Source organism: Dankookia rubra (genome assembly GCF_004355005.1).
Taxonomy (GTDB): Bacteria; Pseudomonadota; Alphaproteobacteria; order Acetobacterales; family Acetobacteraceae; genus Paracraurococcus; species Paracraurococcus ruber_A.
Window position 1 is genome coordinate 24,643 of sequence record NZ_SMSJ01000046.1, and the last position, 19,159, is coordinate 43,801.

Below are 19,159 nucleotides of genomic sequence, written 5' to 3' on the forward strand. Positions count from 1 at the left end.
ATGACGCATGCTTCACCGCCCTGTTGGAACCGGCTCATGTCGATCGGCCGCCTGCGTCGTTAGGCCCTTGGCCGCCGCACGATGCGGCGCGCCTTGCCGAAGAGGAGGACGGATCGATGCGGCTTGCACGCCTGACCACCGCCTTGGCCTTGACCCTGACCGCCGGCCCGGTCCTGGCCGAGGATGGCGCCACCATTCCTGGCGGATCGCGCACCACCCCCGGGCTGGAACGGCCGGGACACGAGAATCCCGAGATGAAGGCCTATGGGCTGGCCGCGCCGCGCGCGGCCCAAGCCCCGGCCGCGGCGGTGGCCGCAGCGCCGCCGCCCGCCGCCGCGCCGGTGCGGAAGGCTAGGCTCGACGACGTCGATGCGCTGCTGCGCCAGGCCGAATCCGACATGGCGGCGCGGCGGACGAAGCAGGCCGATGCGGATCTCGCCCGGGCGCAAACCGCCCTGCTGAACGCCAAGGCAGCCGGCGATCCGGTTCCCCAGCAGGCCATGGCGCCGCTGGCCGAGGCGCGCGCCGCGCTGCAGCACGGCCGCGCGACGGAGGCGGAGCGCGCCACCCGGACCGCCCAGCAGGTGATCGCCTCGGCCGAGTAGCCGGTCAGGGGGCGGCGCGCACCGGTCGCGGCCTGCCGTCCCCGTCCAGCGCGACATAGGTGAAGTCGGCCGAGGTCACCCTGATCCGCTCGCCCTGGCCCTGGCGCAGCGCCCAGGCCTCGACATGCAGGGTGAGCGAGGTGCGGCCGATGCGCGCCAGGTCGCAATAGACGCAGACGACGTCGCCGACCTTCACCGGCTTGAGAAAGGCCATGTCGGTGCAGGAAACGGTGACCACGCGGCCATTGGCGTGGGCGACGGCGCTGATGCCGCCGGCCACGTCCATCTGCGACATGATCCAGCCGCCGAAGATGTCGCCGGCCGGGTTGGTGTCGGCCGGCATGGCCAGCGTCCGGATGGCGAGGTCGCCGCGCGGCCCGGCGGCCGGCGCCGCGCTCATCCCCTGAAGAGCGCGGCGATCGCCGCCGGGTCCACCGCCTCGATGCTCGACGGCGTCCAGCGCGGCGCGCCGTCCTTGTCCACCAGCACGCTGCGCACGCCCTCGCGGAAGTCGGGATGGCCGTTGACCACGCTGCGGCCGAGCGCCAGTTCCATCTCGAGGCATTCGTCGAGCGTCGCGCCGGCGCCGCGGCGGATCAACTCGAGCGAGACGCAGAGCGAGGTCGGCGACATCCGCCGCAGGATCGCCGTCTGCTCGCGCGCCCAGTCGGTGCCCTCGGCATCGAGCGCCGCCAGGATCGCCGGCATGGTGTCGCGGCCGAAGCAGCGGTCGATGGCGGTGCGGTGCGGCGCGAAGGCGGGGGGCGACGCGGCTTCGGCGAAGCGGTCCAGCACCGCGACATCGCCGGCCAGCAAGGCCTCCCGCAAAGCCGGCAGCTTCGCCTTCGGGACGTAGTGGGTGGCGAGGCCGGCATGCACGGAATCGCCGCCGCGCAGCCGCGTGCCGGTGAGCGCCAGCCAGGTGCCGATCGCACCGGGCAGCCGTGGCAGGACATAGGAGGTGCCGACATCGGGAAACAGCGCGATCGCCGTCTCCGGCATCGCCAGCATCGCGGATTCGCTGACGACGATGGGCGCGCCATGCACCGAAAGCCCGATGCCGCCGCCCATGCAGAACCCGTCGATGAGCGAGACCCAGGGCTTGCCAAAGGTGGCGATGCCGCGGTTGACGGCATATTCCTCGGCGAAGAAGGCCTCGATCGCCGCGGCCTCGCCGGCGATCGCCAACTCGCGGATCCGGCGGACGTCGCCGCCGGCGCAGAAGGCCTTGCCGCCGGCGCCCTCGAGGATGACCAGCCTCACCGAGGCATCGTCCTTCCAGGCATCGATCGCCGCCTGGAAGTCGCGGATCATGGCGAGGTCGAGGGCGTTCAGCGTCTTCGGCCGGTTCATCAGCAGCGTGCCGGCGGCGCCCTCGCGGCGGGTCAGCACGGTCGGTTCTGTCGTCTCGCTCACGCAGCGCTCCCTGGCTCTCGTCCCGGGAGCATCGGGTAGCCCCTGGGCTCCCGGACAGCAACCCGCCCGCTGGACGGCCGGTCATGCCGCGCCGCCGCGATCAGCCTTCGTGCGAGCTTCCAGGCGGCGGCTGCCCGTTCGGCTGGTTCAGCACGAGCCTGACCCGGGCGGCCAGTTCGGTCTCGCGGTAGGGCTTGCCCAGCACCGGTTCCTGGCCCGGGGCCCGAGCCCGCACCAGATCTTCATTGTACCCCGTCGTCAGCAGGACCCGCAGGCCGGGGACCATGGCGCGGGCCTGCTCCGCCAGAACCAGGCCGTTGATCCCGCCTGGCATGACGATGTCGCTGAACAGCAGGTCGACGCGTCCTCCGGACTCGCCCAGGACATGCAGCGCCTCCTCGCCGCTGCGTGCGGAGAGCACGCGGTAGCCGCGTCCCAGGAGGTGGTGGACCGCGAGGTCGAGAACATCGTCATTGTCCTCGACGACAAGAATCGTCTCGGCGCCGCCACGAGGGTCCAGCACGGGTTCGGACCAAGCCGGCTGCGGCGGCGCGTTCCCGTCCGTGGCGACGGGGAACAGCATGGAAACGGTGGTGCCGGCGCCGAGCTCGCTGCTGATCTCGAGCCGCCCGCCGGACTGCCGGGCGAAGCCGTGCGCCATGGCGAGGCCGAGCCCGGTTCCCTGGCCCTTGCGCGTGGTGAAGAAGGGCTCGGCTGCGCGGCTCAGCACCTCGGGGGACATGCCCGGGCCGTTGTCCTCGACCGAGAGCACGATGTATCGGCCCGGCTTTAGCCCATCCCCGCCGGCATGGATCGCCGCTTCGTCGAGTTCGACCGTCGCGGTCCGGACGACAGCACGACCGCCGCCGGGCATCGCGTCTCGCGCATTCGCCAGGATGTTCATCAGCGCCATCTCCGCATGCACCGGATCGAGGACGCAGGGTGGCAGGTCGGGTGCGGCCTCAAGGGCAATGCTGATCTCGCCACCGAGCGTGCGTGTCAGCATCTCGGCGAATTCCGCGACCACCTCGTCGAGCTGCACGGCCCGCGGCTCGAGCCGCGTCTTGCGGGCGAAGGTGACGAGCTGCTTGGTCAGCTTCGCGGCCTGCTCGCCGGCGCGGGTGGCGCGGTCCGCCGCGCGAGCGACCTGCGCCTGGTCCCCGGCATGGGCTTGCAGCCGCTTCAGGTTGCCAAGGATGACCTGCAGCGCATTGTTGAAGTCATGCGCGAGGCCGGCGGTGAGCTGGCCGATTGCCTCCATCTTCTGCGACTGGCGGAAGGCGTCCTCGGAGTTTCGCCGACGCGTGACGTCGAGCTGGGAGGCGAAGAAATAGAGCAGCTTGCCGCCGGCGTCGAAGATCGGTCCGATGAACAGGGCGTTCCAGAAGGCAGTGCCGTCCTTGCGGTAGTTCAGGATTTCCGTCGCGAAGGGCCGGTGCTCCCGGACGGCCTCGCGCACCTGCCGGACGGTGTCCTGGCTGGTCAGCACGCCCTGAAGGAAGCGGCAGTTCAGGCCGTAGATATCTTCTCGGCCGAAGCCAGTGAGATCGAGAAACGCGCCATTGGCGAAGACAACGGGATTGTCGTGCTGGTTGGGGTCGGTGACGATCATCGGCATGCGCGTCATCTCGACTGCGGCGAAGAAGACATTGCCGCGGTCGTTGAGGCCGGAACGCGAGATCCGGGCTTCCTGCCAATGATTGACGCCAGGTCCGCCCGTCGGGCTGGCGCTGCCGTCCTCGTGGCGCGCCGCAGCGGGAACACCATGGCTCTGTCCGTTGCCGATCGTCTCGGCCGCATCCTCCGCGTCGCGCAGGAGGTCCGCGCTGTCTCGTCCCGACCGATCCGCCAAACGTCGAATTGCGGCATCACGCGCCGGGTCTCGATCCTCGCGCATTCCACCTTCTCCCCCTGCCCCAGCCAAGGGCCGAGGTTGTACCGTGGGCGAGAAACACAACCAGCAGAGGTAGAAAAAGTTTCTCTGGAATGTTTATTGACGGAATGACCGCCCAGGTTCGGCGTCCTCGCCGAGCAAACCAGGACCATGGCAGGCAGTGATGCTCCCGGTTCCGGGAAGAAAGTACGGCAGCGCTTGCACCACGGAATGGCAGCCGGATGGCGTCACACGACGGCGGGGATTGGCTATCTGGGCGGCAGCGCGGCCTTTGCGCCGCACGGCGGCGAGGCCAAAGGTATGCGGCCCTGGGGGCTGGTGCTGGGCGAGCGCCAACGCGGCGCCGGACGGGACGCGGATCCTCGAGGCGCCGGATGGGCGGGGTTGCCCGGCCCATCCGGCAAGACAGAGGCTAGCGGCGGGCGACTAGCCCGATCACGGCAGCGGTCAGCGCCGCGCCGATCATCCCCTTCTTGGCCGATTGGCTGCGCAGCAGGGGCAGCACCATGGCCGCCCGCGCCGTCGTATCGCCCACCTGGCGCAGCGCGTCGTCGCGCACGCGCGTCGCCTCGACCGCCACCGGGTCCTCGGCATGCCGGGCCGCCAGCCAGCCGAGCAGGGCGACCAGCACCAGGTCGACGCCGGCGACGATCAGCGCGGCGACCGCCGGGTCGCGCCCGCGCGCCAGCCAGATCAGCGCCGCGACATGCAGCATGACCATCAGCAGCAGGAAGAAGATGGCCGCGGCCGCGCCGAGGCCTGCCTGAATGGCGTAGCCGCGGCCGGTCCGCTTCCAGCGCAGCGCCTCCGCCTGGGCGGCCAGGCGGAGCAGTTGAAACATGCGCATGCGCTAGCCCTCCGCGCTCAGTGGCGGTCGCGCGGATAGACGTAGGTGTTGCCGCCCATCAACCTGCCGATCAGGTAGCCGGCCGCGGCGGCGATGGCGACCGCGGTCAGCGGGCGCTCCCGCACCGTGTCGGAGATCGCGTCGGCCTGATCCTCGATGGTCTCGCGGGCGCGGTTCGCATAGTCCGAGACCTGGTCGGCGGCACCGGCCAACGCCGGGGTCACGCGTTCCTCCATCAGCCGCTCGACCTGCGCGCGCAGCTTGGCGAGTTCTTCCTTCGCATCGTCGCCGACGCGGGTCGCCGAGGCCTCGGCCTGGTTCTTCAGGTTGCGGGCGTCATTCGAGAAATCATTGGCGGCGCTCATGGCGTGCTCCTTCCGCTGGGGTAACTTGACCTGGGAACGCCAGCACGGCGCCGGAGGTTCCACAATCGGTTCCGGCGGGCGATGACCCTTGCGTTGACATGCGGCGGCTGGCTGCCAAGCCTGCCCTGCCACATCCGGGAGAGTCGCATGGACGCGCCGCTGCTGCGCTTCGAGGCCGTGCGCAAGCCCGCACTCGGCCTGCTGGACATCCACCTGGTGGTGCCGCGCGGCGGCTGCACGGTGCTGCTCGGCCCGCCCGGCGCCGGTCAGGAGGGGGTGCTGCGGCTGCTGGCCGGTCTGGCCTCGCCCGACCAGGGCCGCGTGCTGCTGGACGGCGCGGACCTCGACCGTCAACCGCCGGGCTGGCGCGGCTTCGGCATCTTCCAGCCAATCGATGGCATGCCCGCCGGCCGCACCGCCGAGCGCCTGGTGACGGAGCCCGTGCTGGGCCTGCCGGGGGAGCAGCGCGCCGCGCATGTCGCCCGCGCACTGACCCAGCTCGGGCTGGACGGGCAGGAGGCGACGCGGCTCGGCGATCTGGGGCCGGTGCCGCGGCGCCGGCTGGCGCTGGCGCGCGCGCTGGCGCCACAGCCCGCGGTGCTGCTGCTGGAGGAGCCGCTGGCGGGCCTCGACCACGCGACGCGGCAACGCCTGGCGCTGGAATGGCGCGCGCTGTTCCGCCGCATCGGCCTGACCACCGTGCTGGCGACGCACGAGCCGGCCGAGGCGATGCTGCTGGCCGACCACCTCGTGGTGCTCGAGGCCGGCGAGGTGGTGCAGCAGGGCACGCCGCAGCAGGTCTACGACGATCCGGCCACCGGCTTCGTCGCCGGGTTGCTGGGGGAGAACAACCGGTTGCCCGGCACGGTCCTGGCGCTGGATGGCGACGAATGCCAGGTCCGCCTCGATTGCGGGCCGGAGCTCTGGGCGCGGCGCGGCGACGCTGCCGGCCCGGGCAGCCGTTGCATCGTCGCGATCCGGCCGGAACGCGTGGCGGTCGCGGCGATGACCGCCGAGGAGATGGGGGAAGGCGCGCTGGAGGCGGCGCTGCGCGACGCGATCTTCCTCGGCGACCACGTGCGGCTGCTGATCGAGCTCGGCCGCGGCGGGACGCTGGTAGCGAGGCGCCCGGCCGGCAGCCGGGTGCCGCGGGTAGGCGGCCCGGCCTCGGTGGCCTGGGACCCCTATGCCGCCTTCGCCTTCCGCGCCTTGCGATAGTGCCTGGCCCTTGGTGCGGCGATTGCCGTTACCATGTCCGGCCGAACAACCCGGGAGACCGCCAGTGACCCTTTCCGCCAGCCGCCGTGGCCTGCTGCTCGGCGGCGCCGCGCTGCTTGCCGCAGCGCCGCGTCGCGTCTTCGCCCAGGCGGCCGCGCCCGCCGCGCCGACCGGGCCCTTCACCCTGCCGCCGCTGCCCTATGCGATGGAAGCGAACGAGGCGGCGATCGATGCCCGCACCATGCAGATCCACCACGACCTGCACCACGCGGCCTACGTGACCAACCTGAACGCCGCGGTGAAGGACCACTCCGCGCTGCACACGATGCCGATCGAGGAGATGCTGGCGAAGCTGCCCGAACTGCCCGAAGGCATCCGCACTGCGGTCCGCAACAATGGCGGCGGCCATGCCAACCATACCATGTTCTGGGGCGTGATGGGCGGCAAGGGCGGCCAGCCCTCCGGTCCGCTGCTGGCGGCGATCGAGCGCGACCTCGGCGGCTGGGACGCCTGCCGCGCCGCGGTCGAGCGCGCCGGGAATACCCAATTCGGCTCCGGCTGGGCCTTCGTGACCGTGACGCGGGAGGGCAAGCTGGCGGTGGTGCAGAAGCCAAACCAGGACACCCCGCTGATGGAGGGCGGCCGGGTGCTGCTCGGCAACGATGTCTGGGAGCATGCCTACTACCTGCGCTACCAGAACCGCCGCCCCGAATACACCAAGGCCTGGTGGAACGTGGTGAACTGGGACGCGGTGGCGCAGCGCTACGCGGCGGCGCAGGCGGGAGCGCTGAAGGTCTGACGCGAAGCGGCGCAGGGCGCGGGCCTCGATCGCCCGCCGGGACCGGGAACCGGGGCGCGGGGTGCGGGTTCTCCCCCCACCCCCCAAAGTCCGAGGATCCCCATGCCGCAAATCCGGCTGAAGCCGCTGTCGCAGCAGACCATCGTCATTACCGGCGCGAGTTCCGGGATTGGCCTTGCCACCGCAAGGCGTGCCGTTCGTGCCGGCGCCCGCGTCTTCCTCATCTCCCGCAACGAGGCCGCGCTGCGGACCATCGTCGAGGAGTTGCGGTCCCGCGGCGGCCGGGCCGACTTCGCGGTCGCCGACGTCGGCGACAAGGCGGCACTGGAGGCCGCGGCGGAAAAGGCGCAACAGGCCTTCGGCGGCTTCGACTCCTGGGTCAACGACGCCGGCACCAGCGTCTACGGTACGCTCGAGCAGACGCCGATCGAGGACCAGAAGCGGCTGTTCGACACCAACTACTGGGGCGTGGTGCATGGCTCGCTGATCGCGGCCAAGGCGCTGCGCGGCCGCGGCGGCGCCATCGTCAATGTCGGCAGCGTGCTGTCCGACCGCGCGATGATCCTGCAGGGCACCTATTCGGCAAGCAAGCACGCGGTGCGCGGCTTCACCGACGCGCTGCGGATGGAGCTGGAACGCGACGGACGGCCGATCAGCGTCACGCTGATCAAGCCCTCCGGCATCGAGACCGGCTTCCAGGACCATGCGCGCAACCTGCTGGACAGCCCCGGCGTGCGGGTGCCGCCGCCGGCCTACGAGCCCGACCTCGTCGCCCGCGCCATCCTGCATGCCTGCGAGCACCGCAAGCGGGAGATCGTGGTCGGCTTCGGTGGCCATGCCATCTCGCTGATGGGCGCGCTCTTCCCGCGCGCGACCGACCTGGCGCTGGAGATGGTCGGCTACCCCGTGCAGGTTTCCGACAAGCGGCCGAAGCCCGAGCGCTACGACAACCTGTACCAGCCGCGCGAGGACGGGACGGAGAAGAGCCTGACACGGCCAGTGGCGCCGGTGCGGAAGACCAGCCTCTTCCTCGAAGCGCAGCTGCATCCGGCGCTGACGGCGACGGTGCTGGCGGGCCTCGGCGCGCTGGTGCTGGGCGCGGGCGCGGCGCAGCGGATGGGGTCCGGTCACCTGATGCGCGACGCGCGGCGGCAGGTCCGGCGTTTCGTGTAGCGCAGTGCCGGGGAGGCGGTATTCTCCCCGGGCACCTCATGCACGTCTCCTGGTCCGGCACTCGCCGCGCGGCAAGTGCCGGGTTCTCAGAACAGCAGTCCCTTGCGCAGCATGCCGTGCACGCCCTTCTCGCCGTTCACCGTCTGCGTCACGTGGAAGTCCACCGCCAGGCTGCAGATCTGGTAGGCGTCGGCCGCCGAGAGGTTGGAGCGCGAGACGATGAAGGCGATCATCTCCCGCAGCGCGGTCTTCATGGCGACGTCGAGATCCTCGTGCATGCCCATGCTGATGTAGTGGGTCTTCGTCTCCGCGCGCGGGTATTTCAGGATCGGGTCGCGCGCACCGCCGCCCTTCTCGAGCGACAGGCGGAAGTGCCCGGTCAGGCACATCTCCAGCGCGTTGATGCAGACCTCGCCGTCGCCCTGCACGCCGTGGCCGTCGCCGGCGGAGAAATTGGCGCCGGGGACGAAGACCGGCAGGAACAGCGTCGCGCCCTCGCCGCATTCCTTGTTGTCGAGGTTGCCGCCATGCGCGCGCGGCTCCTTCGTGCTGATCGTGCCCCATTCCCGCGGCGGCGCCACGCCCATGACGCCGAAGAAGGGCGCCATCGGGATGGTGACGCCCGGCCCGACCGGCACCTTGCAGGTCATCGCCTCCCGGTCCACCGGGATGTGCAGCACGCGGGCATAGGGGAAATCCTCCGGCAGGGTGCCGACCAGAGGGCGGAAGGCGCAGAAACCCCAGTCGGCGCCGAGTTCGATCCGCTCGATGTCGACGCGCAGCACGTCGCCCGGCTCGGCGCCCTTCACCGCGACGGGCCCGGTCAGGATGTGCGGCCCGAGCCGCGGCACGCCGCCGGCCTGGATGGCGGCCAGCTTTTCCGGGATCGCCAGGCCGCTGCCGGCGGGAGGCATGACCTCCTTCGCGCCGGAGACGCATTCGAGGATCACGAGGTCGCCGGGGTCCACTTCCTTGACCGGCGCGAAGGCGGCATCGAAGGCGCCCCAGCGCACATTGGCGATGGTCGGCTCGATACGGTGGGTGGCTGGCATGCTGGTCCCCCGGGGGTCGATAGCAAGGATCGGATTGCTCCGCATGGATGCAAGCTGGAAGCCAGGCTGGCAAGTCGCGCGGCCGCCGGTCCAGCCCCGGGGACACAGGCGCGGCATGCCGGGCCGCCGCTCCGGCCTGCCCGGCCCGGAGCGGGGTTCACCTCCCCGGGCGGTTCCGCCCCTCGGCGGCCTGCGTCACAGCCAGCCCTTGCGGCGGAAATAAACGATGGGCAGCACGGCGGAGATGACCATGAGCCCGAGGGCCATCGGATAGCCGAGGTCCCATTGCAGCTCCGGCATCCGCGCGAAGTTCATGCCATAGATGCTGGCGATCAGGGTCGGCGGCATCAGGGCGACGCTGGCGACGGTGAAGGTCTTGATGATGGCGTTCTGCTCGACATTGATGATGCCGAGCACCGCGTCGAGCAGGAAATTCGCCTTGCCGTTCAGGAAATTCGCGTGCTCGACCAGTGACCGCACGTCGCGCACCAGCGACTTGATCAATGCCTGGTTCTCCCGCCGCACCGCCACCGCCTTTTCCGCGGTGAGGAAGGTGAGGATGCGCGACAGGCCGAGCAGCGTCTCGGTGGCGCGGGTCGTCACCTCCCCGACCTGGCCAAGCGTGATCAGCGCGTCCTTCAGGTCGGCATCCTTGCGGGTGGCCTTGACCTTGGCCTTGGCGGTGCGGAAGGCGGCCTGGCTGGCGCGGTCCATGTCAGCGGCTATGCGCTCGAGGATATCGGCGAGGCGGTCGACGATCTGCTCGAACAGATGCAGCATCACCCCGTCCGGCGTCCCCAGCATGATCGCCGGCGCCCGCTGGCAGCGGGCGCTGAAGACCGCGAAGGCCTTGGGCGTCGCGTAGCGGACGGTGACCAGCGCGGTATTGCCGAGCACGAAGGTGATGGCGGTCGAGCCCAACTCGCCGCCCTCGACCCCATAGAGAAAGGGGGCGGTCAGGAAGAGCACGTCGCCTTCCTTGTAGAGGCGGGAGGAGCTCTCGATCTCCTGCATCTCCTCGCGGGTCGGGATTTCCAGCCGCAGGGCGTCCTGCACCTGGGCCTCCTCCGCCTGGGTCGGGGTCAGCAGGTCGATCCAGACCGCGCGCTGCAACGAGGCCGCGTCCTGCGGACCTTCGCGCACCAGCAGATGGCCGTTCTCGACGGTGTAGGTGGTCAGCATCTGGGTGCTCCCGGCCGCTCGGGTCCGGCGTGTCTAGCCGCAGCAGGGAGGCAAGTCACCCCTGGCCCTTCGCTTGGCCCGGCGCTTGCTGCTTCCCTGCCGAAGCCGGTGAACCCTGCGAGAGGCACTCGTCATGCGTCGTCTGCTGCAGCTTTTCGGGGCAGTCCTCTGCCTCGCCACCGGGCAGGCCGGCCTGGCCGCCGCCGCCGATCCCTGGCCAGCCAAGCCCATCCGCATCGTCGTGGTCTTCCCGCCCGGCGGGTCGTCCGACATCGTCGCCCGGGTCCTGGCCGAGGCGCTCGGGCCGCGGCTTGGCCAGCGGGTGGTGGTGGACAACAAGCCGGGCGCCGGCGGCACGCTGGCGGCGCTGCACGTCGCGCAGCAGCCGGCTGATGGCTATACCCTGATGCTGAGCAACACGGCGCCGATCGTCACCTCGCCGCCGCTCTATTCCAAGGCGGGCTACGACCCGCAGGCCTCCTTCACCCATGTGTCCTATCTCGGCGCCACCTCGATGGTGGTGGTGACCAACCTTTCCGTCCCGGCGACCGACCTCAAGGGGCTGATGGCCTGGATGCGGTCACAGCCGCAGCCGGTGACCTTCGGCACCTCGGGCGCCGGTTCGGTCGGGCATGTGGTCGGCACCATGTTCACGCAGCAGACCGGCATCCCGCTGAACCACGCGCCCTATCGCGGCAGCCAACCGATGCAGGCGGACCTGCTTGGCGGGTCGATCCTGCTGTCCTTTGACACGCTCCCGGAGAATGTGGAGAACATCAGGGCCGGGCGGCTGCGCGCCTATGCGGTGACCGCGACGGCACGGGCGGCCAGCGTGCCGGACGTGCCGACGGTGGCCGAGGCCGGGCTGCCCGGGCTGCTGGCGCAGAACTGGCTCGGCCTCTCCGCCCCCGCCGGCCTGCCGGCGCCGATCGCCGAGCGGCTGCATGCCGAGGTTGCCGCGGCGATGCGGACCCAGGCCATGCAGGACCGGATGGCCGCCGTCGGCATAGTTCCCGGCAGCATGACCCAACCGGAATTCACCCGCTTCGTCGGCGAGCAGATCGACACGGTGGGCGGTACGGTGAAGGCCATGGGTATCAGGAACGATTGAGGCGAAGGGAAGAAGCGAGGCGGGAAGGCAGGGCTTCGCGTTCTGGATGCTTCGGGCCTTCGGCCCCATTTGTTTTTCCGGGCCCGGCACCCTCCGCTTCGCGAGCGCCACGCCCATAAACAAAAAGGAAGGCTGAGGCTTGGCGAGAGAATGCCTTTCCCTTCCTTGGATGAGACGCGGGTCTGCCATGGATGACGACAGCTTCCTCCGCCGCGCGATCGCGCTTTCGGCCCAGGCCGCCGCGACGCCGGGCAGCGAGCCCTTCGGCGCGGTCGTCGTGAAGGGTGGCCGGGTGGTGGGGGAGGGGTTCAACCGCTCCCGCGCCCGGCTCGACCCCACCTCGCACGGCGAGACGGAAGCGATCCGCGACGCCTGCGCCAACCTTGCCACCCTCGACCTGGACGGCTGCGACCTCTACTCCTCCTGCGAACCCTGTGCGCTGTGCGTCGCGGCGATGCAGATCGTCGGCATCGGCCGCGTGGTCTATGCGGCGTCGCTGGCCGACAGTGCCGCGGCCCTGGCCGGCGTGCCGCGGGAAAAGCGCCGCGGCGGCGACGTGGCGGCGCTGCGGCGGGAGGCCGGTGCGCCGATCGGCAAGGGCCGCATCCCCGCCCGCCAGGCGCTGGTGGCGGAGGCTGTCGCGGTGCTGGAGGCCTGGGCCAGGGCGTCCGGTTAGATCAGCCCTGCAGGTGCGTGCGGAACCATTCGGTCGCGGGCCCGGAGGACTGGGCGAACTCCGCGGCATAGGCATCAAAATGCCCGCCCGGCAGCAGCACCAGCCGCTTCGGCTCAAAGGCGGCGATGGCGAGGTCGGACACCGCCAACTGATCCTTCATCGCGACGGTCAGCAGCAGCGGCGTCGGCGAGATCAGCCCGACATAGCTGCCCGGCTCATAGCCCAGCCCGTATTCCAGGGTCCGCAGCGTCACCTCGTTGCGCCAGGACGGGGCGCGGCTGGCGGCGGTCTCGGTGAACCAGGCGTAGGCATCGGCCCTCGGCAGGGCCGAGGGCGCCACCGAGGCGGCATCCACCACGGCCAGCATCGCCGGCGCCTCCCCCGCCGCCCCGGCGAGGCGATCGGCATGGGAGTGCGCCTCGAGCCCGCCCATGAAATCCGGTCGGACGAAGCGGCGGAAGCCCTGCGACCCGCTGATCGCCGGCACCTGGGAGACCACGCACTTCACCCGCCGGTCGATGGCGGACACGACCAGCACATGGGCGCCGCTGTAGCGCGAACCCCCAGACCTCGATGCGGGCCGCGTCGGTCTGTGGCAGGCCGGCGGCGAAGGTGATGGCATCCGAATAGTCGCGGACCTGCTGCCAGGGGTCGATCTCCTGTCGCGGCGCGCCGTTGCTCGCGCCGAGATTGCGGTTGTCGTAGACGAGGCAGGCGAAACCCGCCTTGGCGAAGGCCTCGGCATGGCGGTCGAGATGCATCTCCTTCACCGCTGAGAAGCCTGCGCCATGACGATGGTGAGGAAGCGTCCGGTGCCTTGCGGCAGGTAGTGCCAGCCGCGCAGCGTGGTGCCGTCGGTCGTCCTGAAGGCGACGTCCTGGCGCATCGTGTTGTCCTCTCGATCGGGGCTCGCCCAATCAGTGGTCTGACGGGCCGCCCCGGTCGAGGCATTGGTATTGCAACCTTTCCAGCTTCAACGAACCATTCTGGAGGGATACCGGGCTGCGTTCGGTGAGAGCATGGCGTGGGGTGCGACCGGCGATGCCCTTCCGCGATCGCGCCGCCTATGCTCCGCCGGCGGCGCAGCGCCGGGGGAGGGAAGCAGCATGGACACGCGCAATGTGCAGACGGGCCCCGGCCTCGTCTTCGACGTCTCGGTGGCCGGCGAACCGGGGGCACCGCTGGTGCTGCTGCTGCACGGCTTTGCCGTCTCCCGCCACCTGTACGACGCGCAGGTCCCGGCCCTGGCCGCGGCCGGCTATTTCGCCGCGGCGCCGAACCAGCGGGGCTATTCGCCCGGCGCGCGGCCCGACCCGCAGGACCGGGCGCAATACGACATCGGGTTGCTGATCCGGGACGCCCTCGACCTCGCCGAGGCGATGGGCGGGGCAGGATGCCGCTTCCACCTGGTCGGGCATGACTGGGGCGGCAGCCTTTCCTGGGAGATCGCCGCGCATTGGCCGCACCGCGTGGCCTCGCTGACCATGCTGTCCCGCCCGCATCCCGGCGCCTTCGCCCGCGCCCTCGCCGACGATCCGGAGCAGCCCACGCGGTCGCGCCACCACAAGGCCTTCCTCGAGCCCGACGCGGTGCCGAAGCTGCTGGCCGAGGATGCCGCCTGGCTGCGGGTGCGGCACAAGGCGCAGGGCATCCCGCCGGCGCAGACCGAGAAGCACCTGGCCGTCCTCGGCAACGCCCCGGCACTGGAGGCGGCGCTGGCCTGGTACCGCGCCCGCGGCACGGTGCACCGGCCGATCCCGAAGATCGAGGTGCCGACGCTGTTCATCTGGGGCGATGCCGACGACACGGTGGGGCGGATGGCGGCCGAAGGGACGGTGGATTTTATCGAGGCGCCCTACCGCTTCGTCGAGTTGCCGGGCGTCGGCCATTATGCCGCGGACCAGGTGCCGGAGCGGGTGAATGGGCTGCTGCTGGAGCACCTGGCGGCACATCCGGTGTGAAAGATCGGGGGAGAAGGTATTCTCCCCCGAGCCCCCGCATCTGTTTTGGGGAGTTTGGCACCCTCCGCGCAGCGAGTGCCGACACCCAAAAAGGAAGGGCGGGGTTTGGGGATGGGAATACTTTTCCCTCCCCAACTTTGCTTCCTTTCAGGCCGCGAAGCGGTCCTGCAGCCGCAGCAGCAGGATGCGCCCGATCTGCCGCACCGCCTCCGCCCGCTCCTGCCCCGGCGTGTTGCCCAGCCGCGCCTCGAATCCGGCCAGGATCTCGGCGGCGCCGCGGTCGCGCACTGCCATGATGAAGGGGATGCCGAACCGCGCGCGATAGGCCTCGTTCAGCGCGAGGAAGCGCGCCCGCGCCGCGGCATCGAGCGAATCCAGCCCGGCCGAGCCCTGCTCCTTCGCGCTGTCCTCGGTGACCGCGCCCTGCTCCAGCAGCCGCCCCGCCAGGTCGGGATGGCCGTTGAGGAAATCCGTCAGCGCCGCGCCTCGCAGCCCGTGCAGCACCGCGACGAAGGAGGCATGCAGGGCGGTGGCGGAGCCGCAATCGGGGCCGAGCGCCCAGACCGCCTCTGCGAGGTCGGGCCGGTTCTCGAAGACGCTGCCGAAGCGGGCGAGGAAATCCTCCCGCGTCATGCCGCAGGCAGCCCGGAGGCACGGGCGACGGCGGGGACATCGGTGGCCTCGGCGTGGCGGCCGGTTGCCGCCGTGCCATCCGCTGCGCGGACCAGCCGGCAGGCCAGCATCCCGGCGGCGATGATCGCCGCGGTCGTGGTGGCGAAGACCTGGTCTGACATCCTGCCATCCGGAACGCGGGCAGGACGCCCCCTCGCGGGAAGCGCCCTGGCAACTCGGTGGGGTGGGTGGGGAACCGGGCCGGAGCGCCGCGGCGCCCGGCGTCAGGCGGCCGGGCGGCTCGTCGTCGTCGTCGTGGCGGGCTCGGCCGGCGCCGCGGGGCCGCCGATGCTGCCGGTCGGCTTGGTCGCAGCTGGCGGCGCGCTCTCGGCCAGCGAGGCGTCGGGCTCGTCCTCCTTCATGTTCTTCTTGAAGGATTTGATGCCGGTGGCGAGGTCACCCATGAGGTTGCTGATCTTGCCGCTGCCGAAGAGCAGCAGCACGACCAGCAGCACGATGAGCCAGTGCCAGATGCTGAAGGAACCCATGTGACGCCCCGATAACCCTGTCTGTTGTCGCGCCCCGTGCCGCCCGGTCCGGCGGCAAGGAGCAGCCACGCCCTGCCTTGGTCAGCGGTCGCGGCCATCCCGCACCCTGCCCCGGCTTCCGCGCGGACACTAGTGCGCCACCCCGGGCGGCGCAAACCGTCAGATGGGCCGGCGGGCGCGCCGGGACAACGGGGTTGATACCGCTTTCCGGATCTCCATCTCGTCGGCCGTCCGGGCCCCTCTGGCGGCGCCGCGGCCCCCTCCGGGCCGCCTGCCGCGATGTCGGATGCGCGCAACGCCGCGCGTCCGGGTCCGTGGCTGCCTTCCGCATGCTGCCTCCCGCCGCGCCAGGGAGGACCATGCGATGGAACCCGGCCTGTGGTTCTGGATCACCTTCAACGCCGCCGTGCTCGGGCTCCTGCTGCTCGACCTCGGCCTGTTCGGCCGCCGGGATGCCAACGGCGACCCGGCCCCGGTGCCGGTGCGCACGGCCCTGCTGAAGTCCGCCGGCTACGCGCTGCTCGCGCTCGGCTTCTTCGGCTTCCTCTGGACCTCCTACGGACCGGAAGCGGGGCGGCAGGCGCGGGCGCTGGAGTTCCTCACGGGCTACGTGATCGAGTGGTCGCTCTCGGTCGACAACATCTTCGTCTTCGTCCTGATCTTCGCCCGCTTCGGCGTGCCGCCGGCTTACCAGCACCGGGTGCTGCTCTGGGGCATCCTCGGCGCGCTGGCGATGCGGGCGGCGATGATCCTGCTCGGCACCTCGCTGATGCGGGAATTCGACTGGATCATGGTGGTCTTCGGCCTTTTCCTGGTCTGGAGCGGCTGGAAGATGCTGCGTTCGGTCGGCGCGCCCGCCGGCGACCCGCGCGACAGCGCCGTGCTGCGCTGGCTGGAACGCTGGCTGCCGGTGACGGAGGGCTACCGCGGCCGCGCCTTCGTCGTGCGGGAAGCGCGCGGGCAGGATTCGAGGAAGGCCGGCCGCTGGATGCTGACGCCGCTGGCCCTGGTGCTGATCATGGTCGAGCTGACCGACCTGGTCTTCGCGCTGGACAGCATCCCGGCGATCTTCGCGGTCACCGACGACCCCCTCATCGTCTATACCGCGAACGTCTTCGCCATCCTCGGCCTGCGGGCGATGTACTTCGCCCTCTCCGGCGTCATCCACCGCTTCCGCTACCTGAAGCACGGGCTGTCGATCGTGCTGATGATCGTCGGCGCCAAGATGCTGGCCAACTACCTGGCGGGCGGCAAGGCGGTGCCGGTGGAATATGCCCTGACCCTGACCGGCGCGGTGATCGGCGGCTCGATCGCGCTCAGCCTTTGGAAGACCCGGGGCGAGGCAAAGCCGGCGGGCTGACCGGCATGCCTCGGCGCGGGGCGGCAAGGGCTGCGGCGAAGAAGGCCGCCAGCTCGTCCCGCGCCAGGCGTGCCCGCAGCGCGTCGAAGCGCAGCGGGTCGAAGCCGGCATCGCCCGCCTGCCAGGCGACCGCCGGCCAGAAGTCGAATCCGTAGCCGAGCGAATCATAGCCGCGCAGCGTCACCGGGTCCTCCCCCGGCGGGCCGGAGGCGGGATAAAGCCGGGCGCAGCCGCCGGGCATCTCGCCCGCCGTGCCGTCATGCGGGATGATCAGCAGCAGCGGCGCCCCGGTGGTCGCGGCGCCAGCCAGGCGCTCCCGCCGCAGCGCCTGGCTGGCGCAGGTCGGGTAGAGCGCGGCATGCGCGCCGAAGCGCGGCCCGCCCAGGCCCGTTGCGGCCGCCTGCGCGGCCAGCAGCGCCGCCTCCCCGCCCGTCCCGAAGCCGAGCACCCCGACCGGCCGGCGCGGCCCGGCCGCGGCCGAGAGCCGCCGCAGCAGCGCGAAGAGCCCGGGCAGGAGCTGCGGCGCCGCCTCGGCCGATCCAGGGGCGTGCGGCCGCAGCCGGTCGCCGAGATCCGTGCCCCCGTCCGCGGGCAGCGCCACCGGCAGGACCGCCAGGCCGCGCGCCAGCAGCGCCTCGGCATGGAAGGCAGCCCTGGCATCGAGCCCGAGATGGTCCGGCAGGACCACCACCACAGGCCGCCCGACGGCCTCCCAGTCCGGCCGCAGCGGGGCCGGCGGCGGCGCCTCGGCCGCGAGGGGCAGGTCCGCGGCGCAGCCCGCCGCGCGCGGCAGGCCCGGCGCCAGGGCCAGCAGCAGGACCAGGCCGCGCCGTCGCGCCAGGGGCATGCGGGACCGCCTCCACCAAGGGGATGCGGCGGCAGCATGGACCCGCGGGGCGGGAAGGGCGGTGACGAGCCGGCGAGGCGGCCGTGGCTCAGTCCGACGTGACCGCGGGAGTTATGCCTCCGCTCTGATCCCAAGGCGGGCGATCAGTCCGCTCCAGCGCGCGGTCTCGGCTGCGACGAAGCGGGTCGCCTCGGCCGGGCCGCTCGCCACCACCTCGAAGCCGCCGGCCTCGAGCGCGGCGCGGGTCGGCGGTTCGGCCAACGCCTTCGCGGCCTCCTCCGCCAGCCGGGCGACGCGGTCGGCCGGCATGGAAGCGGGCGCGATCAGCGCGTTCCAGGCATAGCTCTCGGCGCCGGGGAAGCCGGATTCGGCCAGGGTCGGGATATCGGGCGCCTGCGGGATGCGCCGCTCGGCGGTGACCGCCAGCGCCCGCGCCCGGCCTTCCCGCAGCTGCGGCAGGATGGCGGCGGAGGCGAGGATCATCGTCTCGATCCGCCCGGCCACCAGGTCCAGCACCGCCTGCGGGAAACCGCGATAGGGGACATGCACCATCTCGAGCCCGGCCCGCGCCATCAGGTCGGCCATCGCCAGGTGCCCGCCCGAGCCCGAGCCGACCGAGCCGAAGGAGAGCTTCCCGGCGTTCGCCCGGACATGCGCGACGAAGCCGGCCAGGTCGCGCGCCGGAACATCCGGGTGCACCACCAGCACCTGCGCCCCCCGCACCAGCAGGGAGGCGACCGCAAGGTCCCTCGCCGGGTCGTAGGACAGGTCGGGGTAGAGCGCCTTCGCCGTGCTGAGCGGACCGTTGATGGTCAGCCCGACCACGTGCCCGTCCGTTGCCGCGGCCACCAGGCCGGTGCCGATATTGCCGCCGGCGCCGGCCCGGTTCTCCACCACGCAGGGCTGGCCGAGCGCGCGGGTGAAATGCGCCGCGATGGCGCGGCCGGTGGTGTCGGGGGTGGAGCCGGGCGGGAAGGGGACGATGAAGCGCAGCGGCCGGTCCGGCCAGGCCGGCTGGGCCGCGACCGGCCCGGCCAGCAGCAGGGCAGGGGCGGCGAGGAGGCTGCGGCGGGTGATGCTCATGACGGGCGATTCCTGGGCGGGCGCCGGAATGTCATGGCCGGCCGCCGCGCCGGCGGCAAGCAGCGGCGTCAGGGCTTGGCCGGCTCGGCCGAGGAGGGCCTGGCCGGCTCGGCCGGCGCGTCCTTGGCCGGCTCCGCTGACGGGGCCTTGCGCGGCTCCGCCGTGGGGGATCTCGCCGGCTCCGCCGTTGGCGTCTTGCCCGACTGTGCCGAAGGGACCTTGGCCGGCTCCGCGGCAGGGGCCTTGCGCGGCTCCGCCGTCGGGGCCTTGCGCGGCTCCGCCGTTGGGGCCGTGGCCGGTGTCCCCGAGGGGGGGCCGGCCGGCTTCTCCGGCGCGCGGGCCGGCGGCTCGGCGGCCGGCTCCGCCCCCGGCGCGCCGCCCGCCCCGGCCGGCAGCAGCACCACCGTCAC

The 19,159-nt window shown here is 71.8% G+C and carries 21 protein-coding genes and 1 pseudogene; 9 read left to right on the top strand and 13 right to left on the bottom strand.

The genetic code is table 11. The features are described from left to right. The first annotated feature begins 116 nt into the window (after window positions 1-116). On the top strand, window positions 117-605 hold the full coding sequence (locus E2C06_RS37855; protein ID WP_165982624.1) for a hypothetical protein: 489 nt from the start codon (window positions 117-119) through the stop codon (window positions 603-605). Between the two features lie 4 nt (window positions 606-609). On the opposite strand, the gene E2C06_RS24175 is transcribed toward E2C06_RS37855, so the two are convergent. From E2C06_RS24175 to E2C06_RS24195, 5 genes are all read right to left on the bottom strand, one after another. After that, window positions 610-1,005: an acyl-CoA thioesterase gene (locus tag E2C06_RS24175; RefSeq protein WP_133291158.1), complete on the bottom strand. Its 396-nt coding sequence runs from the start codon at window positions 1,003-1,005 to the stop codon at window positions 610-612. Then, window positions 1,002-2,021: an enoyl-CoA hydratase/isomerase family protein gene (locus tag E2C06_RS24180; protein ID WP_133291159.1), complete on the bottom strand. Its 1,020-nt coding sequence runs from the start codon at window positions 2,019-2,021 to the stop codon at window positions 1,002-1,004. Before E2C06_RS24180 ends, E2C06_RS24175 begins: the two co-directional genes overlap by 4 nt. A 100-nt stretch (window positions 2,022-2,121) precedes the next feature. Next, window positions 2,122-3,918 carry a histidine kinase famiy protein gene (locus E2C06_RS24185; protein ID WP_133291160.1) on the bottom strand — a complete coding sequence of 599 codons (1,797 nt, stop codon included), beginning with the start codon at window positions 3,916-3,918 and terminating at the stop codon, window positions 2,122-2,124. A 409-nt stretch (window positions 3,919-4,327) separates the two neighbouring features. Continuing rightward, window positions 4,328-4,762, bottom strand: a complete 435-nt coding sequence (locus tag E2C06_RS24190; RefSeq protein ID WP_133291161.1) for a phage holin family protein — start codon at window positions 4,760-4,762, stop codon at window positions 4,328-4,330. 17 nt (window positions 4,763-4,779) lie between these two features. Next, window positions 4,780-5,127, bottom strand: coding sequence for a DUF883 family protein (locus tag E2C06_RS24195; protein ID WP_133291162.1), 348 nt, complete (start codon window positions 5,125-5,127; stop codon window positions 4,780-4,782). Between the two features lie 147 nt (window positions 5,128-5,274). Here E2C06_RS24195 and E2C06_RS24200 point away from each other — a divergent pair, with 147 nt between their 5' ends. From E2C06_RS24200 to E2C06_RS24210, 3 genes are all read left to right on the top strand, one after another. Next, window positions 5,275-6,345: an ABC transporter ATP-binding protein gene (locus E2C06_RS24200; RefSeq protein WP_165982625.1), complete on the top strand. Its 1,071-nt coding sequence runs from the start codon at window positions 5,275-5,277 to the stop codon at window positions 6,343-6,345. Window positions 6,346-6,409: 64 nt separating this feature from the next. Further along, window positions 6,410-7,144 (top strand): superoxide dismutase, encoded by a 735-nt coding sequence (locus E2C06_RS24205; RefSeq protein WP_369126543.1) that lies wholly within the window; start codon window positions 6,410-6,412, stop codon window positions 7,142-7,144. A 102-nt stretch (window positions 7,145-7,246) separates the two neighbouring features. Continuing rightward, window positions 7,247-8,317, top strand: coding sequence for an SDR family oxidoreductase (locus E2C06_RS24210; RefSeq protein WP_133291165.1), 1,071 nt, complete (start codon window positions 7,247-7,249; stop codon window positions 8,315-8,317). An 86-nt stretch (window positions 8,318-8,403) separates the two neighbouring features. Here the strand turns inward: E2C06_RS24210 and E2C06_RS24215 are convergent, their stop codons facing one another. Both E2C06_RS24215 and corA read right to left on the bottom strand, forming a co-directional pair. Then, window positions 8,404-9,369 (bottom strand): acetamidase/formamidase family protein, encoded by a 966-nt coding sequence (locus E2C06_RS24215; RefSeq protein WP_133291166.1) that lies wholly within the window; start codon window positions 9,367-9,369, stop codon window positions 8,404-8,406. 195 nt (window positions 9,370-9,564) lie between these two features. Then, window positions 9,565-10,551 (bottom strand): magnesium/cobalt transporter CorA, encoded by a 987-nt coding sequence (corA, locus tag E2C06_RS24220; protein ID WP_133291167.1) that lies wholly within the window; start codon window positions 10,549-10,551, stop codon window positions 9,565-9,567. Between the two features lie 133 nt (window positions 10,552-10,684). On the opposite strand from corA, the gene E2C06_RS24225 reads away from it, so the two are divergent. Together E2C06_RS24225 and E2C06_RS24230 are read left to right on the top strand one after the other, a co-directional pair. After that, on the top strand, window positions 10,685-11,662 hold the full coding sequence (locus E2C06_RS24225) for a Bug family tripartite tricarboxylate transporter substrate binding protein (RefSeq protein WP_133291168.1): 978 nt from the start codon (window positions 10,685-10,687) through the stop codon (window positions 11,660-11,662). A gap of 187 nt (window positions 11,663-11,849) precedes the next feature. Beyond that, window positions 11,850-12,338 carry a deaminase gene (locus E2C06_RS24230; protein ID WP_133291169.1) on the top strand — a complete coding sequence of 163 codons (489 nt, stop codon included), beginning with the start codon at window positions 11,850-11,852 and terminating at the stop codon, window positions 12,336-12,338. A gap of 1 nt (window position 12,339) precedes the next feature. On the opposite strand, the gene E2C06_RS38855 is transcribed toward E2C06_RS24230, so the two are convergent. Next, entirely contained in the window at window positions 12,340-12,867 is a 528-nt protein-coding gene (locus E2C06_RS38855) for an alpha/beta hydrolase family protein (RefSeq protein ID WP_206664674.1), read from the bottom strand. 577 nt (window positions 12,868-13,444) lie between these two features. Between E2C06_RS38855 and E2C06_RS24240 the strand changes: the two genes are divergently transcribed. Then, window positions 13,445-14,299, top strand: a complete 855-nt coding sequence (locus E2C06_RS24240) for an alpha/beta fold hydrolase (protein ID WP_165982626.1) — start codon at window positions 13,445-13,447, stop codon at window positions 14,297-14,299. Window positions 14,300-14,446: 147 nt separating this feature from the next. On the opposite strand, the gene uraD is transcribed toward E2C06_RS24240, so the two are convergent. From uraD to E2C06_RS24250, 3 genes are all read right to left on the bottom strand, one after another. Continuing rightward, window positions 14,447-14,932, bottom strand: a complete 486-nt coding sequence (gene uraD, locus E2C06_RS24245; RefSeq protein WP_133291171.1) for a 2-oxo-4-hydroxy-4-carboxy-5-ureidoimidazoline decarboxylase — start codon at window positions 14,930-14,932, stop codon at window positions 14,447-14,449. Next, window positions 14,929-15,093 carry a hypothetical protein gene (locus E2C06_RS37860; protein WP_165982627.1) on the bottom strand — a complete coding sequence of 55 codons (165 nt, stop codon included), beginning with the start codon at window positions 15,091-15,093 and terminating at the stop codon, window positions 14,929-14,931. The genes uraD and E2C06_RS37860 overlap by 4 nt, the downstream gene beginning before the upstream one ends. 102 nt (window positions 15,094-15,195) lie before the next feature. Further along, window positions 15,196-15,459: a twin-arginine translocase TatA/TatE family subunit gene (locus tag E2C06_RS24250; RefSeq protein ID WP_133291172.1), complete on the bottom strand. Its 264-nt coding sequence runs from the start codon at window positions 15,457-15,459 to the stop codon at window positions 15,196-15,198. A gap of 364 nt (window positions 15,460-15,823) precedes the next feature. On the opposite strand from E2C06_RS24250, the gene E2C06_RS24255 reads away from it, so the two are divergent. Beyond that, window positions 15,824-16,819, top strand: coding sequence for a TerC family protein (locus tag E2C06_RS24255; RefSeq protein WP_133291173.1), 996 nt, complete (start codon window positions 15,824-15,826; stop codon window positions 16,817-16,819). Here E2C06_RS24255 and E2C06_RS24260 read toward each other — a convergent pair. Together E2C06_RS24260 and E2C06_RS24265 are read right to left on the bottom strand one after the other, a co-directional pair. Beyond that, on the bottom strand, window positions 16,776-17,666 hold the full coding sequence (locus E2C06_RS24260; protein WP_133291174.1) for a dienelactone hydrolase family protein: 891 nt from the start codon (window positions 17,664-17,666) through the stop codon (window positions 16,776-16,778). The two genes, E2C06_RS24255 and E2C06_RS24260, sit on opposite strands and share 44 nt — an antisense overlap. A gap of 111 nt (window positions 17,667-17,777) precedes the next feature. Then, window positions 17,778-18,749, bottom strand: a complete 972-nt coding sequence (locus E2C06_RS24265) for a Bug family tripartite tricarboxylate transporter substrate binding protein (RefSeq protein WP_133291175.1) — start codon at window positions 18,747-18,749, stop codon at window positions 17,778-17,780. A 33-nt stretch (window positions 18,750-18,782) separates the two neighbouring features. Between E2C06_RS24265 and E2C06_RS24270 the strand changes: the two are divergent. Next, window positions 18,783-19,159 (top strand): annotated as a pseudogene (locus tag E2C06_RS24270) (hypothetical protein); the annotation flags it as partial.

Excerpts from the sequence above, each read along its gene's own strand:
- E2C06_RS37855 (WP_165982624.1), top strand. The coding sequence starts at position 117 with ATGCGGCTTGCACGCCTGACCACCGCCTTGGCCTTGACCCTGACCGCC.
- E2C06_RS24175 (WP_133291158.1), bottom strand. The coding sequence starts at position 1,005 with ATGAGCGCGGCGCCGGCCGCCGGGCCGCGCGGCGACCTCGCCATCCGG.
- E2C06_RS24185 (WP_133291160.1), bottom strand. The coding sequence starts at position 3,918 with ATGCGCGAGGATCGAGACCCGGCGCGTGATGCCGCAATTCGACGTTTG.
- E2C06_RS24190 (WP_133291161.1), bottom strand. The coding sequence starts at position 4,762 with ATGCGCATGTTTCAACTGCTCCGCCTGGCCGCCCAGGCGGAGGCGCTG.
- E2C06_RS24195 (WP_133291162.1), bottom strand. The coding sequence starts at position 5,127 with ATGAGCGCCGCCAATGATTTCTCGAATGACGCCCGCAACCTGAAGAAC.
- E2C06_RS24200 (WP_165982625.1), top strand. The coding sequence starts at position 5,275 with ATGGACGCGCCGCTGCTGCGCTTCGAGGCCGTGCGCAAGCCCGCACTC.
- E2C06_RS24210 (WP_133291165.1), top strand. The coding sequence starts at position 7,247 with ATGCCGCAAATCCGGCTGAAGCCGCTGTCGCAGCAGACCATCGTCATT.
- E2C06_RS24215 (WP_133291166.1), bottom strand. The coding sequence starts at position 9,369 with ATGCCAGCCACCCACCGTATCGAGCCGACCATCGCCAATGTGCGCTGG.
- corA (WP_133291167.1), bottom strand. The coding sequence starts at position 10,551 with ATGCTGACCACCTACACCGTCGAGAACGGCCATCTGCTGGTGCGCGAA.
- E2C06_RS24225 (WP_133291168.1), top strand. The coding sequence starts at position 10,685 with ATGCGTCGTCTGCTGCAGCTTTTCGGGGCAGTCCTCTGCCTCGCCACC.
- E2C06_RS24230 (WP_133291169.1), top strand. The coding sequence starts at position 11,850 with ATGGATGACGACAGCTTCCTCCGCCGCGCGATCGCGCTTTCGGCCCAG.
- E2C06_RS24240 (WP_165982626.1), top strand. The coding sequence starts at position 13,445 with ATGGACACGCGCAATGTGCAGACGGGCCCCGGCCTCGTCTTCGACGTC.
- uraD (WP_133291171.1), bottom strand. The coding sequence starts at position 14,932 with ATGACGCGGGAGGATTTCCTCGCCCGCTTCGGCAGCGTCTTCGAGAAC.
- E2C06_RS37860 (WP_165982627.1), bottom strand. The coding sequence starts at position 15,093 with ATGTCAGACCAGGTCTTCGCCACCACGACCGCGGCGATCATCGCCGCC.
- E2C06_RS24250 (WP_133291172.1), bottom strand. The coding sequence starts at position 15,459 with ATGGGTTCCTTCAGCATCTGGCACTGGCTCATCGTGCTGCTGGTCGTG.
- E2C06_RS24255 (WP_133291173.1), top strand. The coding sequence starts at position 15,824 with ATGGAACCCGGCCTGTGGTTCTGGATCACCTTCAACGCCGCCGTGCTC.
- E2C06_RS24260 (WP_133291174.1), bottom strand. The coding sequence starts at position 17,666 with ATGCCCCTGGCGCGACGGCGCGGCCTGGTCCTGCTGCTGGCCCTGGCG.
- E2C06_RS24265 (WP_133291175.1), bottom strand. The coding sequence starts at position 18,749 with ATGAGCATCACCCGCCGCAGCCTCCTCGCCGCCCCTGCCCTGCTGCTG.